Origin of the sequence: Micromonospora sp. WMMD975 (assembly GCF_029581215.1) — a bacterium.
Classification (GTDB): domain Bacteria; phylum Actinomycetota; class Actinomycetes; order Mycobacteriales; family Micromonosporaceae; genus Micromonospora.
Genome location: NZ_CP120739.1, coordinates 2277527 through 2293132 on the forward strand (window position 1 = coordinate 2277527; position 15606 = coordinate 2293132).

12 protein-coding genes are annotated in these 15606 nt (G+C 73.4%); 6 read left to right on the forward strand and 6 right to left on the reverse strand.

The window, feature by feature from the left end; translation table 11 throughout:
* From O7613_RS09680 to O7613_RS09700, 5 genes are read left to right on the forward strand one after another with little or no spacing between them, the layout of a single operon-like run.
* Positions 1–945 carry an ABC transporter permease gene (locus tag O7613_RS09680; protein WP_282293382.1) on the forward strand — a complete coding sequence of 315 codons (945 nt, stop codon included), beginning with the start codon at positions 1–3 and terminating at the stop codon, positions 943–945.
* Positions 942–1826 (forward strand): ABC transporter permease, encoded by an 885-nt coding sequence (locus tag O7613_RS09685; protein WP_282293384.1) that lies wholly within the window; start codon positions 942–944, stop codon positions 1824–1826. The genes O7613_RS09680 and O7613_RS09685 overlap by 4 nt, the downstream gene beginning before the upstream one ends.
* Before the next feature lie 53 nt (positions 1827–1879).
* Entirely contained in the window at positions 1880–2911 is a 1032-nt protein-coding gene (locus O7613_RS09690; RefSeq protein ID WP_281590302.1) for an ABC transporter ATP-binding protein, read from the forward strand.
* Positions 2908–3957 carry an ABC transporter ATP-binding protein gene (locus tag O7613_RS09695; RefSeq protein ID WP_282293386.1) on the forward strand — a complete coding sequence of 350 codons (1050 nt, stop codon included), beginning with the start codon at positions 2908–2910 and terminating at the stop codon, positions 3955–3957. Before O7613_RS09690 ends, O7613_RS09695 begins: the two co-directional genes overlap by 4 nt.
* 35 nt (positions 3958–3992) lie before the next feature.
* On the forward strand, positions 3993–5780 hold the full coding sequence (locus O7613_RS09700) for a gamma-glutamyltransferase family protein (RefSeq protein WP_282293388.1): 1788 nt from the start codon (positions 3993–3995) through the stop codon (positions 5778–5780).
* Positions 5781–5792: 12 nt separating this feature from the next.
* Here O7613_RS09700 and sthA read toward each other — a convergent pair whose 3' ends face one another.
* Complete coding sequence (gene sthA, locus O7613_RS09705) at positions 5793–7196, reverse strand: Si-specific NAD(P)(+) transhydrogenase (RefSeq protein ID WP_281589483.1); 1404 nt, start codon at positions 7194–7196, stop codon at positions 5793–5795.
* A gap of 74 nt (positions 7197–7270) precedes the next feature.
* The gene (locus tag O7613_RS09710; RefSeq protein WP_282293393.1) at positions 7271–8614 is read right to left on the reverse strand and encodes a glycosyl hydrolase family 18 protein; all 1344 of its coding nucleotides are present in this window, start codon (positions 8612–8614) and stop codon (positions 7271–7273) included.
* Positions 8615–8751: 137 nt separating this feature from the next.
* Between O7613_RS09710 and O7613_RS09715 the strand changes: the two genes are divergently transcribed.
* Positions 8752–9996, forward strand: coding sequence for an ROK family transcriptional regulator (locus O7613_RS09715; protein ID WP_282293395.1), 1245 nt, complete (start codon positions 8752–8754; stop codon positions 9994–9996).
* A 39-nt stretch (positions 9997–10035) separates the two neighbouring features.
* Here O7613_RS09715 and O7613_RS09720 read toward each other — a convergent pair whose 3' ends face one another.
* The 4 genes from O7613_RS09720 to O7613_RS09735 all read right to left on the reverse strand — a co-directional run bounded on the left by O7613_RS09720 (position 10036) and on the right by O7613_RS09735 (position 15603).
* Positions 10036–11919 (reverse strand): ricin-type beta-trefoil lectin domain protein, encoded by a 1884-nt coding sequence (locus tag O7613_RS09720; protein ID WP_282293396.1) that lies wholly within the window; start codon positions 11917–11919, stop codon positions 10036–10038.
* Positions 11920–12061: 142 nt separating this feature from the next.
* Positions 12062–13471 (reverse strand): GH1 family beta-glucosidase, encoded by a 1410-nt coding sequence (locus tag O7613_RS09725; RefSeq protein ID WP_282293397.1) that lies wholly within the window; start codon positions 13469–13471, stop codon positions 12062–12064.
* 34 nt (positions 13472–13505) lie between these two features.
* Positions 13506–14513 (reverse strand): ABC transporter ATP-binding protein, encoded by a 1008-nt coding sequence (locus tag O7613_RS09730; RefSeq protein WP_282293398.1) that lies wholly within the window; start codon positions 14511–14513, stop codon positions 13506–13508.
* Between the two features lie 55 nt (positions 14514–14568).
* Complete coding sequence (locus O7613_RS09735; RefSeq protein WP_281589473.1) at positions 14569–15603, reverse strand: ABC transporter permease; 1035 nt, start codon at positions 15601–15603, stop codon at positions 14569–14571.
* Between the last annotated feature and the right edge of the window lie 3 nt (positions 15604–15606).

The following is a 15606-nucleotide window of genomic DNA, read 5'->3' on the forward strand; positions in this document are numbered from 1 at the left end:
ATGACCCGCTTCGTCCTGCGGCGGCTCCTGCAGTCCGCCGTCGTGCTGCTCGGGGTGACCCTGGTGGTCTTCCTGCTGCTGCAGCTGGTGCCGGGCGACCCCGTCCGGGTGGCGCTCGGCACCCGCTTCGACCCGCAGACGTACGAGGCGCTGCGCTCCCGCGCCGGCCTGGACCAGCCGCTGCCGGTGCAGTACGTCAGCTATCTCGGTCACGCGCTCACCGGTGACCTCGGGGTCAGCTTCCGCACCGGCCAGCCGGTCAGCCGAATCGTGCTGGAACGGCTGCCGGCGACGCTGTCGCTCGCCGTCACCGCCGTGGTGTTCGCCCTGCTCGTCGCGTTCCCGCTGGGCATCGTGGCGGCGGTGCGCAGCGGCTCGGCGGTCGACCACGCGGCCCGCGTGTTCAGCCAGTTCGGTGTCTCGGTGCCCGACTTCTGGATGGGCATCATGGGGATCATCCTCTTCGCCGGCGTGCTGGGGTGGCTGCCGCCGTCGGGTTACGTGGCGCTCACCGAGGATCCGGGCCGGTGGGCCTCGCACGTGGCCCTGCCGGCGGTCACCGTCGGCCTGGTCACCGCGTCGATCCTGACCCGGTTCATCCGCTCGTCGGTGCTGGAGGTGCTCTCCGCCGACTACGTGCGCACCGCCGAGGCGAAGGGGCTGCGCAACCGGGTGGTGATCCTGCGGCACGTGCTGCGCAACGCGCTGATCCCGGTCGTCACCGTGGTCGCGGTGCAACTGGCGAGCCTGCTCGGCGGCGTGATCGTGATCGAGGTGCTGTTCGCCTGGCCCGGCATCGGCCGGCTCACCTTCGACGCCGTGCAGGCCCGCGACTACCCGGTCCTGCAGGGGGCCGTGCTGCTCGTCGCCGCGCTGTTCCTGCTGGTCAACCTGTTGGTGGACATTCTCTACGCCCGCCTCGACCCGAGGATCACGGTCAAGTGAGCGCCGCATCCGAGAGCACCGGACGCCGGGTCCTGGACGCGCTGCGCCGCGACCCGCTCGCCGTCGGCGGCACGGTCGTCCTGCTGCTGCTGGTCGTGGTGGGCGTCGCCGGCCCGTGGCTGGCCCCGGCCGGCGTCAACGACGTCGACGTGGACCACATGCTGCGACCACCGAGCGGGTCGCACCTGTTCGGCACCGACGAACTGGGCCGGGACGTGCTCAGCCGGGTGCTGGTCGCGGCCCGCGTCTCGCTCGAGGTGGGCGCGGTGAGCGTCGGCATCGCGCTGGTGGCCGGCGTGACGCTCGGGCTGTTCGCCGGCTACTACCGGGGCTGGCTGGACAGCGTGCTGATGCGCTGCATGGACGTGCTGTTCGCGTTCCCGGTGCTGCTGCTCGCGGTGGCCATCGTGGCGGTGCTGGGCCCCGGCCTGCTCACCGCCATGGTCGCCATCGGCGTGGTCTACACGCCGATCTTCGCCCGGATCACCCGGGCCGGCGTCCTCTCCGTCCGCGAGCAGGTCTTCGTCCGGGCGGCCGTCTCCATCGGCGCGTCGGACCTGCGCATCATGCGCCGGCACGTGCTGCCGAACATCGCCGCGCCGCTGATCGTGCAGACGTCGCTGTCGCTGGCGTTCGCGATCCTCTCCGAGGCGGCGCTGTCCTTCCTCGGCCTCGGCATCCAACCGCCGGCCCCGGCCTGGGGGCGGATGCTCTTCGACGGGCGCGGGTTCGTCACCGACGCCTGGTGGCTGGGCGTGTTCCCGGGCGCGGCGATCTTCCTGACCGTGCTCGCGTTCAACCTGGTCGGCGACGCGCTGCGGGACGTGCTCGACCCGCGCCAGCTCACCGTCAGCGAAGCCCGGAGGGGTACCACCGCATGAGCGAGCGCACCGAGCGGAGCGAGGGCCACGAGCGCATGCCCAGCCAGCACCGCATGAGCGAGCGCACCGAGCGGAGCGAGGGCCACGAGCGCATGCCCAGCCAGCACAGCAGCGAGAAGGCCGTGTTCTCGGTCGAGGACCTCACCGTCACCGTCGGCACCCGGCGCGGGCCGGCCAGGGCGGTGGCCGGGGTGTCCTGGCAGGTCCGCGCCGGGGAGACGTTCGCGCTCGTCGGCGAGTCCGGCAGCGGCAAGAGCATGACGCTGCTCGCGGCCACCGGCCTGGCGCCGCGCGCCGCGACGGTCACCGGCCGGGTGCGGCTGCTCGACACCGAGCTGAGCGCGCTGCCCGACGACCGCCGCCGCAAGCTGCGCGGCCGGCACGTCGGGTTCGTGTTCCAGGACCCGATGACGTCGCTCAACCCGGTGCTGCCGGTGGGCCGGCAGGTCACCGAGGCGGCCGAGGAACACCTGGGGCTGACCCGCCGTGCCGCCCGCGCCCGGGCGGTGGAGCTGCTCGACCTGGTGGGCATCCCGTCCGCCGCGCAGCGGGTGGACGCCTTCCCGCACCAGTTCTCCGGCGGCATGCGCCAGCGCGTCGTCATCGCCATGGCGCTCGCGTGCGAGCCGGACCTGCTGATCGCCGATGAGCCGACCACCGCGCTCGACGTGACCACCCAGGCGCAGATCGTCGAGCTGGTCGCCGACCTGCAACGGCGGCTCGGCACCGCGGTCGTCTGGGTCACCCACGACCTGGGCGTGGTCGCCGGCATCGCGGACACCGTCGCGGTGATGTACGGCGGACGGATCGTCGAGCAGGGGCCGGTCGACGACGTGTTCGACGCGCCGGGCCACCCGTACACCCGGGCCCTGCTCGCGGCCCGGCCGGACCCGGACCGGCGGGGCGAGGATCTGGTGGCGATCCCGGGCGCCCCGCCGAGCCCGCTCGACCTGCCGCCCGGTTGCGCGTTCTGGCCGCGCTGCCCGGTGCGCGCCGACCCCCGGTGCGAGCACGAGCTGCCCCCGCTGACGCCGGTCGGGGCCGGGCACACCGTCCGCACCTTCTACCCGGGAGAGACGTCATGACTGCCGCGGACGTGGTCGCCGAGCTGGACGACCTGGCGGTGCACTTCCCGACCCCGGCGGGCCTGGTCCGCGCCGTGGACGGCGTCACCCTGGCGGTACGCCGGGGCGAGACGCTCGGTCTGGTGGGCGAGTCGGGCAGCGGCAAGTCCACCGCCGGTCTGGCGTTGATGCGACTTGTCGATCCGACCGCCGGGCGGGTCCGGGTGGCCGGCGCGGACGTGACCCGCCTGTCCCGGCGTCGCCTGCGCGGCATGCGCCGGCACGTGGCCATGGTCTTCCAGGACCCGCAGGCGTCGCTGGACCCGCGTCGCACGGTCGGGGACAGCATCGCCGAGCCGCTGACCGTGCACCGGCTGGCCGGGTCCGCCGCCGCCCGCCGGGACCGGGTGGCCGAGCTGCTGGACCTGGTCGGCCTGCGCGCCGACACCGCCGGCCGGCACCCGCACGAGCTGTCCGGTGGCCAGCGCCAACGGGTCGGGGTGGCCCGCGCGCTGGCCGGCGAGCCGGACCTGATCGTCCTGGACGAGCCGATCGCCTCGCTCGACCTGAGCGTGCAGGCGCAGATCATGAACCTGCTCCGGCACCTGCAACGCGACCTCGGGCTGACCTACCTGTTCATCGCGCACGACCTGTCCGCCGTGGAGCACATGAGCGACCGGATCGCGGTGATGTACCTCGGTCGCATCGTCGAGACCGGGCCGCCGGAGCGGATCTACCGGCGGCCGGCCCACCCGTACACGGCCGCGTTGCTGTCGGCGGTGCCGGTGGCCGATCCGCGGGTCGAGCGGGAACGCCGCCGCATCGTTCTCTCCGGCGACATCCCCAGCCCGGTGGACCCGCCGAGCGGCTGCCGCTTCCGGACCCGCTGCCCGCAGGCCCGCCCGGAGTGCGCCGAGACCGACCCGGCGCTGGCCGAGGTCGGCGCCGACCACCACGCGGCCTGCCTGTTCCCGCTCGACGGCGAGCGGCACCCGGCCGCCGGGCCGGCGGCCCGTGCCACCGGCGAGGCCCGCGACGCGGGCGAGTCCGGCGGCGGCACGGCGTAGGCTCGGCGGGCCGCCGACCCACCCCAGGAGCCGCGATGACGTTCACCACCCGGCCGACGCTGCGGGGCACGTTCGGCATGGTCTCCTCGACGCACTGGCTGGCCAGCCAGTCCGCGATGGGCGTGCTGGAGCGGGGCGGGAACGCCTTCGACGCCGCGGTCGCCGCCGGGTTCGTGCTGCACGTGGTCGAGCCGCACCTCAACGGTCCCGGCGGCGAGGTGCCGGCCGTGCTGGCCACCGCCGGCGATCCCACCCCGAGGGTGCTCTGCGGCCAGGGTCCGGCCCCGGCCGGCGCCACCGTCGCGCACTTCCGCGCGCTCGGTCTGGATCTGGTGCCCGGCTCCGGCCCGCTGGCCGCGGTGGTGCCCGGCGCGGTGGACGCCTGGCTGCTGTTGCTGCGGGACCACGGCACCCGTTCCCTCGACGAGGTGCTGGCACCGGCGATCGGCTACGCCGCCGCCGGCCATCCGCTCGTCGGGGCCGCCGGGCAGACCATCGACCGGGTCCGGGCGCTGTTCACCGAGCACTGGCCGACCTCCGCGCATCTCTGGCTGCGCCACGGCCGGCCACCGGCGTCGGGGGAGATGGTCACCAACCCGGCGTACGCGGAGACGCTGCGCCGGCTCGTCGACGCCGGCCGGGCGGCGGGGGCGGACCGGACCGCGCAGATCGAGGCGGCCCGGCGCGCCTGGCGGGAGGGTTTCGTCGCCGAGGCGGTCGACAGCTTCAGCCGTCTTCCGTTCCGCGACTCCAGCGGCCGGCCGCACGCCGGGCTGGTCACCGGCGACGACCTGGCCGGCTGGTCGGCCACCTGGGAGGAGCCGGTCACGCTCGACTGGCGTGGGCACACGGTGGCGAAAACCGGTTTCTGGGGCCAGGGTCCGGTGCTGCTGCAGACGCTCGCGACGCTCGACGCGCTCGACGATCCCGCCGTGCTCGATCCGTCCACCGTGGACGGGATGCACGCCCAGGCCGAGGCGCTCAAGCTCGCCTTCGCCGACCGGGAGGCGTGGTACGGCGACACCGACGTGCCGGGCGGGGCGCTGCTGTCGCCCGGATACGCGCGGGAGCGGGCCGCGCTGATCGGTGACCGTGCCTCGACCGCGTTGCGCCCGGGCCGCCCGGCGGGCGCGTCGCCGCGACTGCCGGCGCACCTGCACGCCGACGCCGCCCGGCGGGCCGGCCCGCCGGATCCCACCACGGGCGAGCCCACGGTCCGGGCCGACGGGGTGACCCGCGGCGACACCTGTCACGTCGACGTGGTCGACCGGTGGGGCAACATCATCTCGGCCACGCCGAGCGGCGGGTGGTTGCAGAGTTCGCCGGTCATCCCGGAGCTGGGCTTCCCCCTGGGCAGCCGGTTGCAGATGTGCTGGCTGGAGGAGGGGCTCGCCTCGACGCTGCGGCCGGGCCGGCGTCCGCGTACCACGTTGAGCCCGACGCTCGTGCTGCGCGACGGCGAGCCGGTGCTGGCCTGCGGCACGCCCGGCGGTGACCAGCAGGACCAGTGGCAGCTGTTGTTCCTGCTGCGCCACCTGGCCGGCGGCGTGGAGTTGCAGGAGGCGATCGACGCCCCGGCGTGGCACACCACGAGCCTGCCGGCGTCGTTCCACCCCCGCGAGATCGAGCCGGGCGTGCTGGTGGTGGAGGACCGGATCGACCCGGACGTGCTGGCCGCGCTGGGCGCGCGGGGGCACACCGTCCGCCGTTCCGGCCCGTGGAGCCTGGGCCGGCTGTGCGCGGTCACCCGGGACCCGCGCACCGGCGTCCTGTCCGCCGCCGCCAACCCCCGCGGCGCCCAGGGCTACGCCACCGGCCGCTGACCCCGCCCCCGCTCAGCCGTCGATCCGGGTGATGTTGCGGATCTTGTTGGCGGCGTCAAGCGCCGCCACCTTGTACGCCTCGGCGAGCGTCGGATAGTTGAACACCGCGTCGAGCAGATAGTCGACGGTGCCGCCGCAACCCATGACGGCCTGCCCGATGTGGACGATCTCGGTGGCGCCGGTGCCGAACACGTGCACCCCGAGCAGTCGCCCGTCGTCCGGGGAGACGAGCAGTTTGAGCATGCCGTACGAGTCGCCGACGATCTGCCCCCGGGCGAGTTCCCGGTAGCGGGCGATGCCCACCTCGAACGGGGTGGATGCCTCGGTCAGCTCGTCCTCGGTCTTCCCGACGAAGCTGATCTCCGGGATGGTGTAGATGCCGATCGGTTGCAGCTCCGACATGGTGCGGGCCGGTTCGCCGCAGGCGTGCTGCGCGGCCAGCCGGCCCTGTTCCATCGAGGTGGACGCGAGCGCCGGGAACCCGATGACGTCGCCGACGGCGTAGATGGTGTCGACCGCGGTGCGGTAGTTGGCGTCGACCTCGATCCGGCCACGGTGGTCGGCGGTGAGCCCGGCCGCCTCCAGCGCGAGGTCGTCGGTCTGCCCCTGCCGGCCGGCGGAGTACATCACCGTGTCGGCGACGATCTTCTTGCCGCTGCGCAGCACGCAGAGCGCGGCGGTGCGGTGCTTCTCCACCGCGGCCACCTCCTCGCCGAAGCGGAAGGTCACCGACAGGTCCCGCAGGTGGTACTTGAGGGACTCGACGATCTCGTCGTCGCAGAAGTCGAGCATCCCGTCGCGGCGCTCGACCACCGTCACCTTCGTGCCGAGGGCGGCGAACATCGACGCGTACTCCATCCCGATCACGCCGGCCCCGACGACCACCATGCTGCGGGGCACGGCCTGGAGGTTGATGACGCCGTCGGAGTCGACGATGGTCCGGTCGTCGAAGTCGACGCTGTCCGGGCGGGCGGGTCGGGTGCCGGCGGCGATGACCGCCTTGTCGAAGCTGACCCGGGTCTCCCGGCCGGAGCCGGCGTCGACCCAGACCGCGTGCGGGTCGGCGAACCGCCCGGTGCCGGTGATCATCGCGATCCGGTTGCGGGCCAGTTGGTTGCGGATGACGTCGGTCTGCCGGGTGATCACGTGCTGGGTGCGGGCGGCCAGGTCGGCGACCGTGATGTCCTCCTTGACCCGGTAGCTGCTGCCGTAGAGGTCACGCTGGCTCAGCCCGGTCAGGTAGAGGACGGCCTCGCGCAGCGTCTTGGACGGCACGGTGCCGGTGTTGATGCACACCCCGCCGAGCATGTCGCGGCGGTCGACGATGGCCACCCGTCGTCCCAGTTTGGCCGCGGCGATGGCCGCCTTCTGTCCACTCGGTCCTGATCCCAGCACCAGTAGGTCGTAGTCGTACACGAGAGTCAGCCTCGCAGGATGTGCGGCCCGACGCCAGCCGTGGGGCCCCGCGTGGTGCGCGGGGCCCCACGGTGTCAGCGGCCCTGGAGCGCGCGGACGTTGTCGCCGAACGTCCAACCCTTCGACCCGTCCCAGTTGATCGACCAGGTCATCAGCCCCTTGAGGCCGGGGACGGAGCGGTACGCCTGGCCCACCGACGACGGGTTCAGGTATCCGCCGCCCGCGCCGGGCTGTGCCGGCAGGCCGGGGACCTGCTTGTCGTAGGGGACGCGGATCGTGGTGCCCTGGACGCTGAGCCCGTTGTTCAGGCACTGCGTCTGCACCGTGAAGCCCTGCACCGTGCCGGCCGGGTACGAGTCGCCGGCGCAGCCGTACATCGAGCCGTTGTAGTACTGCATGTTCAGCCACCAGAGCCGGCCGTTGTCCGCGTACTTCTTGACGATCGGCAGGTAGGCGCCCCAGATCGAGCCGTAGGTGACGCTGCCGCCGGTGACGTACGCGGTCTCCGGCGCCATGGTGAGCCCGAAACCGGCCGGCATCTGGGCCAGCACCCCGTCGATGATCCGGATCAGGTTGGCCTGCGACGGCGAGAGCTGGTTGATGTTCCCGCTGCCGGTGAGCCCGGTCTCGATGTCGATGTCGATGCCGTCGAAGTTGTGCCGCTTGAGGATCGGCACGACGGTGGCGACGAACCGGTCGGCGACCGTGGCGGAGCTGAGGTCGATGCCGGCGGCGGCGCCGCCGATGGACAGGAGCACGGTCAGCCCGGCGGCCTTGGCCTGGCACACCTGCGCCGGGGTGGGCACCGTGACGCCGGCGTCCATGCCGTCCTCCCACAGCACGGTGCCGTCGGCGCGGATGACCGGGAACGCGGCGGTGACGACGTTGTAGCCGTGCCCGGTGATCCGGGCGTCGGTGATCGGGATCCAACCGAGCCCGGGGTGCACGCCGTTGGCCGCGCCGTCCCAGTTCTCCCAGTAGCCCTGGAGCACCTTCCCGCCGGGCCGGGACTTCAGCGCGCAGGTGCCACCGCCGGTGGCGGTCGGGGTCGGCGTGGGCGTCCGGGTGGGGGAGGGGGACGCGGTGGGGGTGGGTGACGGCGGCCGGGTGGTGGGGCTGGGTGACGGCGTGCCGCCGCCGGTGCAGGCGCCGAGGTCGGTCCAGAGCGCCGGTACGGCGGCCGGGTTCCAGCCCGCGCCGGGCGGCGGGGTGTGCGTCACCAACGCCTGGTAGAGCCGGCCGGCGTAGCTGGCCCGGCTGCCGGCGGTCCAGGTGACGCCCTCGGCCCAGGCCGGCGCGTCGCACGCCACGAGCGCGCCGCGCGCGGTCGCCCCGCCGCTGGCGGCCGGCAGGGCGACGGTGGCGGCGAGCAGCGCGCCGCCACCGAGCACAGCGGTGATCAGACGTCCGAGTCGCATGACATACCTCCTCGTCGATGCGCCGCAGGCTATCAGTTAACTTTGTTAAATGTAAATGCGCAGTAGTCTGTCACCACTTGGTTCACGACGTGAAAGCAGGTCGCCGGCGGGCGGCCGGGGGAAGGACGGCGGCGGACGTGGACGCCAGACGCACCACGGTGCGCGACATGCGCCGGGCCAACCGGTCGGTCCTGCTCACCCGGATCTGGCTGGACGGCCCGCTCAGCCGGCACGAGCTGGGGCAGTCGACCGCGCTGAGCCTGGCCAGCGTGAGCAACCTGGTCGGCGAGATGATCGCCGAAGGGCTGGTCGAGGAGGCCGGCTCGGTCGAGTCCGACGGCGGGCGCCCCCGGGTGCTGCTGCGCGTCGCCCCCGGCTACGGCTACCTGGTCGGCGCCGACGTGGGCGAGACCCGGGTGCAGGTCGAGCTGTTCGACCTGAGCATGACCGCGTTGGCAAAGGCGGAATACCCGATCGCCGCCGCCGAGCCCGACCCGGCGCGGGTCGCCGACCACCTGCGGCACGGCCTCGCCGCGGTGACCGAGCAGTCCGGCGTCGACCCGGCCGCGGTGCTCGGCTTCGGCGTCGCCGTCGCCGGCACGGTCGAGCGCACCGCCGACGCCGTCGTGCACGCCCAGACCCTCGGCTGGGACGGCGTCCCGCTCGGCGCGATGCTGCGCGCCGGCACCGACGTCCCGGTGCACGTCGACAACGGCGCCAAGACGCTCGGCCAGGCCGAGATGTGGTTCGGCGCCGGTCGGGGCGTCCGGCACGCGGTGGTCGCCCTGGTCGGCTCCGGCGTGGGCGCCTCCGTGGTCGCCGACGGCGTCGGCTACCGCGGCGCGCACAGCAGCGCCGGCGAGTGGGGTCACACCACCATCGTGTACGGGGGGCGGCGCTGTCGCTGCGGCAACCACGGCTGCCTCGAGGCGTACGTCGGGGCGGAGGGGGTGCTCGACCGGTTCCGGCAGGCCAACCGGGGTCGACCGGCGGCCGGCGGGGACGAGGAGACCGCGTTCGGCGAGCTGCTGCGCGCCACCGGCCGCACCGCCGCGAAGGTGATCGACGAGACGGTCGGCTACCTGGGCGCCGGCGTCGCGAACCTGGTGAACCTGTTCAACCCCGAGCGGGTGGTGCTCGGCGGCTGGGCCGGGCTGGCGCTCGGCGAGCGCCACCTGCCGGCGATCCGCGCGGCCACCGCGCGGCACGCGCTGCGCCAGCCGTACGCGCAGACCTCGATCGAGCTGTGCCGGCTCGGACCGGACGCGGTCGCGATGGGCGCGGCCACCCTGCCGATGACCCGGCTGCTGCGCGACGGCGGCGTGCCCCGCGAACCGGCGTTCCGCCCGGCACCACCGGCGCGACGGCCGCGCGGACGCTGACGGGCCGGGCCGGCGTTTCCGCCGACCCGGCCACGCTGGTCAGGACGGCAGCGTCCACTTCTGGTTGGCGCCGCCGGTGCAACTCCACACCTGCGTCTTCGTCCCGTCGGCGGAGGTGTTGCCGGTGACGTCGAGGCACTTGTTCGCCTGCGGGTTGACCAGGTCCCGCCCGGCGGTCCAGGTCCACTGCTGGGCGGCGGTGCCGTTGCAGGTCCAGAGCTGCACCTTCGTGCCGTCGGCGGTGCCGCCACCGGCCACGTCCAGGCACTTGCCGAGCGCCCGGAGCGTGCCGTCGGCGGCCCGGGTCCACTGCTGGTTGGTCCCGCCGGTGCAGCTCCAGATCTGCGCCGGCGTGCCGTCGGCGCTGGCGTTGTCGGTGACGTCCAGGCACTTGCCGCCGATGCCGGTGACCGGGCCGGTCGGCGTCGGGCCGCCGCCGGACGGGGCACCGGACCAGGTGAACGTGGCGGTGGTGCGGGCCGGCAGCGTGTAGGTGAAGGACTGCCCGCCCCACACCACCCGCACCGACTGCGCCGAGGTGCCGCCGTTGTGCGCGAGCAGCGCCTTGGAGCCGTCCGGGTTGCGGTAGGCGACGTTCGGCACGGCGCCGTCGGCGGTGGAGTCGATCCGGGTCGCGCCGGGCCGGACGAACTTGGTCAGGTGCCCGGTGGTGTAGTACTCGATGGTGTAGTCGACCTGGCCGGCCCGGGCGCCGCCCTCCTGCACGGTGATCAGGCCGGTGCAGGTGCCGCAGCCGCCGTTGTGCGGGCCCATGTTCTGGTTGACCGCGAGGCTCCACTTCACCACGCTGCGGCTCCAGTTCCGGGCGTAGGTGACGATGTCGGCCATGTCCTCGTTGTGCTGGTTGGTGATCCAGGTGCCGCCGGAGTGCTCGGTGCTGAACTGCGGCACCGCCGGATACTGCCCGCGGACCTGGCTGCCGACCGCCGGGTCGCCGAAGTAGCCGTGCCAGGCGATGCCGCCGAAGAGCGGGTCGTCACGCACGCCTGAGTCGCCGAGCAACCCGGTGCCCATGGTGGCGTAGTCGCCGTAGTTCCAGTCGTGCACGAGCACCTTGGTGGTGAGGCCGGCGGCCCGGAACGCCGGGTAGACGAAGTTCTTGGTCAGTTCGACCAGGCCGGAGGCGTTCCAGCTCATGCCCGGGTAGTCCATCGCGGTGGGGTTGCCGGACTGGCAGCAGTTCGGCTCGTTCTGCACCGACAGGTAGTCGACCTTCACGCCGCGCGCCGCGTACGCCTGGATGGTCTTGACCAGGTATTGGGCGTAGGTGGCGTAGTGCTCCCACTTCAGCCAGCCCATCTGGTCCATCCGGCCGTTGTCCTTCATCCAGCCGGGGGCGCTCCACGGCACCACCATCACCCGCAGCGCCGGGTTGAGCTGCCGGGCCTGCGCGGTGAGCAGCTCGACGTTCGTGTCGTAGCCGTTCGCCCCGAAGTCGTTGAGGTCGCAGCAGGTGTCGTCGAGGGAGACGTTGCCGGGGCGGGACAGGTCGGACGCGCCGATCGGGTTGCGCACGAACGACAGCCCGATGCCGTCGGTGGGGCTGAACAGCTTGCGCATCACCGCGTCCCGGGTGGTGGCGCTGACCGCGCCGCCGCGCAGCAGGTGGGCGGTGGTGTCGGTGATGGACGCGCCGGCGCCCTCGAACGGCTGGTACCGGGTGTTCTCGTCGACGGTGATGGTGTGGGTGGCGCCGGCGCTGGTGGGGGCGAAGCTCGTCGGGCTCTGCTGTTGCAGCCCCCGGGTGACGGTCCGGCCGCCGGCGTCGGAGGTGGTGGTGAGCCAGATGTTGACGGTCTCGCCGGCGGCGTGGGCCGCGGTGGTGGGGACGAGGGCGCCGGCGGTGAGGCAGAGCGACAGGGCGACGCGGCCGGCGAGGCGGGGAACGGTGGTGGGAGACACGGATGCTCCTTCCGGTGAATCGACATCCGCAAATGAGAAAACCGCTCATCCCGCCTTATGTCAAGGCATGAAAAAAGTGGCCCGGGGCGCGCCGGGGCGGCCACCCGGGAAGCTCCCGCGCGGCCACCCCGGACAGGTCGGGTCAGCGCTGCCCGCGCACCCGCCGAACGGTGTCGCGGTACCACAACGCGCTGCGCTTCGGGGTGCGGCGCTGCGAGTCGTAGTCGACCCGGATGATGCCGAACCGCTTGTCGTAGCCGTACGCCCACTCGAAGTTGTCCAGCAGCGACCACGCGAAGTAGCCGCGCACGTCCGCGCCGGCCGCCCGGGCCCGCGCCACCGCCCGCAGGTGCTCGGTCAGGTACGCCACCCGGTCGTCGTCGGCCACGAACCCGTCGGCGTCCGCCCGGTCGTCGAACGCCGCCCCGTTCTCGGTGATCACCATGGGCACGCCCGGGTAGTCGCGGTGCAGCCGCACCAGCAGGTCGGTGAAGGACTCCGGCACGATCTCCCAGTCCATCGCGGTGCGCGGCAGGTCCCGGCGGACCACCCGGCGCACCGGCCTGCCGTTGTCGTCGCGCTCCCGGCCCTGCTCGTCCACCCCGGAGTGCAACTGCCCGAAGTAGTAGTTCACCCCGAGGACGTCGATCGGGGTGGCGATCACCGCCAGGTCACCGTCCTCAACCGGGATCCGCACCCCCTCGGCGGCCAGGTCCGCGACCACGTCCTGCGGGTACGTGCCGCGCAGCACCGGATCGAGGTAGAGCCGGTTGCCCAGCCCGTCCGCCGCCCGGGCCGCGTCCCGGTCCGCCGCGCTGTCGGTGGCCGGGTCGGCGGTGGTCAGGTTGAGCGTCAGACCCAGCTCGACCGGACCCGGCGCCGCCGCGCGCAGCCGTTGGGTGGCCAGGCCGTGCCCGAGCAGCAGGTGGTGCGCGGCGGCGATGCCGTCACCCAGGTTCCGCCGGCCCGGGGCGTGGTCGCCGTAGGCGTACCCGAGCATCGCCGAGCACCACGGTTCGTTGAGCGTGGTCCAGGTGCGGACCCGGTCGCCGAGCGCGGCGAAGACCAGCTCCGCGTAGTCGGCGAAGCGGTAGGCGGTGTCCCGGTTCGGCCAGCCGCCCGCGTCCTCCAGCTCCTGCGGCAGGTCCCAGTGGTAGAGCGTCACCCACGGGTCGACGCCCCGGCCGAGCAGCTCGTCCACCAGCCGGTCGTAGAAGCCCAGCCCGGCCGCGTTGGCCGGGCCGCGCCCACCCGGCTGCACCCGTGGCCAGGCCACCGAGAACCGGTAGGTGTCCAGCCCCAGGTCGGCGATGAGCGCCACGTCCTGCGGCATCCGGTGGTAGTGGTCGCAGGCCACGTCGCCGTGGTCGCCGTTGGCCACCGCCCCCGGGACCCGGCAGAAGGTGTCCCAGATCGACGCGGTGCGGCCGTCCTCGGCCACCGCGCCCTCGATCTGGTACGACGACGTCGCCACCCCCCACCGGAAGGTCGGCGGCAGCGTGTCGATCGGGTCGGCCTGACCCACACTCGGGCGGTTGAGGTCGGTGTCCATGGTTCTCCTCGCGGTAGCGGTGGGCTCGGGCGGGTCAGCGGGGCAGGGGTGCGACGGCCGGGTGCAGCCAGCACGCGACGGCCCGCGTCGGATCGTCGACGCCGGGCGGCCCCAGCACCGGCACCCGCTCGTCGCACCCGTCGAACGCCTTCGGGCAGCGCGGGTGGAACGCGCAGCCGGCCGGCATGGCACGCAGGTCCGGCGGGGAGCCGGGGATGCCGGTCAACTCGCGGCGCGGCCCGTGCAGCGCCGGGAACGAGTGCAGCAACCCCTCGGTGTACGGGTGCAGCGGCTCGGCGTACAGCCGGGCGGCGGGCGCCTCCTCGACGATCCGACCGCCGTACATGATGGCGATCCGGTCGGAGAACTCCACGAGCAGCGACAGGTCGTGGGTGATGAACAGCACCGCGAAGCCGAGCCGTTCGCGCAGTTCGGCGAGCTGGCTGAGGATCTGCCGTTGCATCACCACGTCCAGCGCGGTGGTCGGTTCGTCCATGATGACCAGTTGTGGCTCCAGCGCCAGCGCCATCGCGATCATGACCCGTTGCCGCATGCCGCCGGAGAGCTGGTGCGGATAGCTGTCCAGCCGGTCGCCGGCGATGCCGACCAGCCGCAGCAGGTCCTTGGCGCGGGCCAGCCGGCCGGACGCGGTGCTCCCCGGCTCGTGCGCCTTGATCACGTCGAGGAGCTGGGTGGAGACCTTGTGCACCGGGTTGAGCGAGTTCATCGCGCCCTGGAACACGATCGACGTCTCCGCCCAGCGGAACTCGCGCAGCCGGGCCGGGCTGAGCGTCAGCACGTCCACCGGCGGGCCGTCGACCGGGTGGTAGATCACCTGGCCGCCGCTGACCACGCCGGGCGGGGGCAGCAGCCGGGTCAGCCCGTACGCCAGGGTGGACTTGCCGCTGCCGCTCTCCCCGGCCAGGCCGAGCACCTCGCCCCGGTGCAGCGTCAGGTCGACGTCACGGACCGCGTGCACCGCGTCCGCGCCGACACCGTAGTCGACGCACAGCCCACGGATCTCCAGCACCTGGTCGCTCATCGGGCCCTCCTTTCGTTCGCGACTGCGGGGCTCCGCTGCGCTGCGCTCCTCGCGCTCACGGCTCAACGTCCTTCCGGCTGTCCTGCATCGGCACGGCGGCGGCCTTCGGGGCCAGCACCGGGGTGAAGCCCACCCGCATCCGCACGGTGCGGCCGTCGGCGGTGCGGATCCGGGTCCGGCCGCCGGTGCGCAGCCGGGGGCTGACGAACTCGTCGATGCCGAAGTTGATCAGCGCGAGCGCGGTGCCGAGCAGCGCGATGGCCAGCCCGGCCGGCACGAACCACCACCAGGCGCCCTGCGCGAGCGCCTGCTGGCCCTGCGCCCAGAACAGGATGGTGCCCCAGTTCCACGACGACACCGAGGAGATGCCGATGAACGCCAGGGTGATCTCCGACATCACCGCGAAGATCACCGTGCCGACGAAGCCGGAGGCGATGATCGCGGTCAGGTTGGGCAGGATCTCGAAGCCGATGATCCGCCAGGTCCGCTCGCCGGTGGCGCGGGCGGCCTCGACGTAGTCGCGGCGGCGCAACGACAGCGTCTGTGCCCGCAGCACCCGGGCGCCCCAGGCCCACGAGGTGAGCCCGATGATCAGCGCGACCAGCAGCTCGCCGGCCTGGTCGACGAGCGACGCCACGATGATGATCAGCGGCAGCGCGGGGATCACCAGGAACACGTTGGACAGCGCCGACAGGCTCTCGTCGGCCGCGCCGCCCAGGTAGCCGGCGGTCACCCCGATCAGGATGGACAGGACGGTGGCCAGCACGCCGGCGATCAGCCCCACCACCATCACGCTGCGCGCGCCGACCAGGATCTGACTGAAGATGTCCTGGCCGAGGTGGGTGGTGCCGAACCAGTGCCGGGCCGAGGGCGCCTGCAGCACGTCGGCGCCGCGCGCGTCCGGGTCGTACGGCGCGATCCACGGCCCGATCACCGCCAGCAGCGCGTACACCCCGAGGATGGCCAGGCCGGTGGCGGCCTTGGGGTTGGCGACGAAGCGGAACCGGCGGCGTCGGGGCCGGGCCGACGGTTGGGCCACCGCCCCCTGGCCGGGAGTGACCTGGTCGATGCTGGACGGGGAAAGTGTCATCGC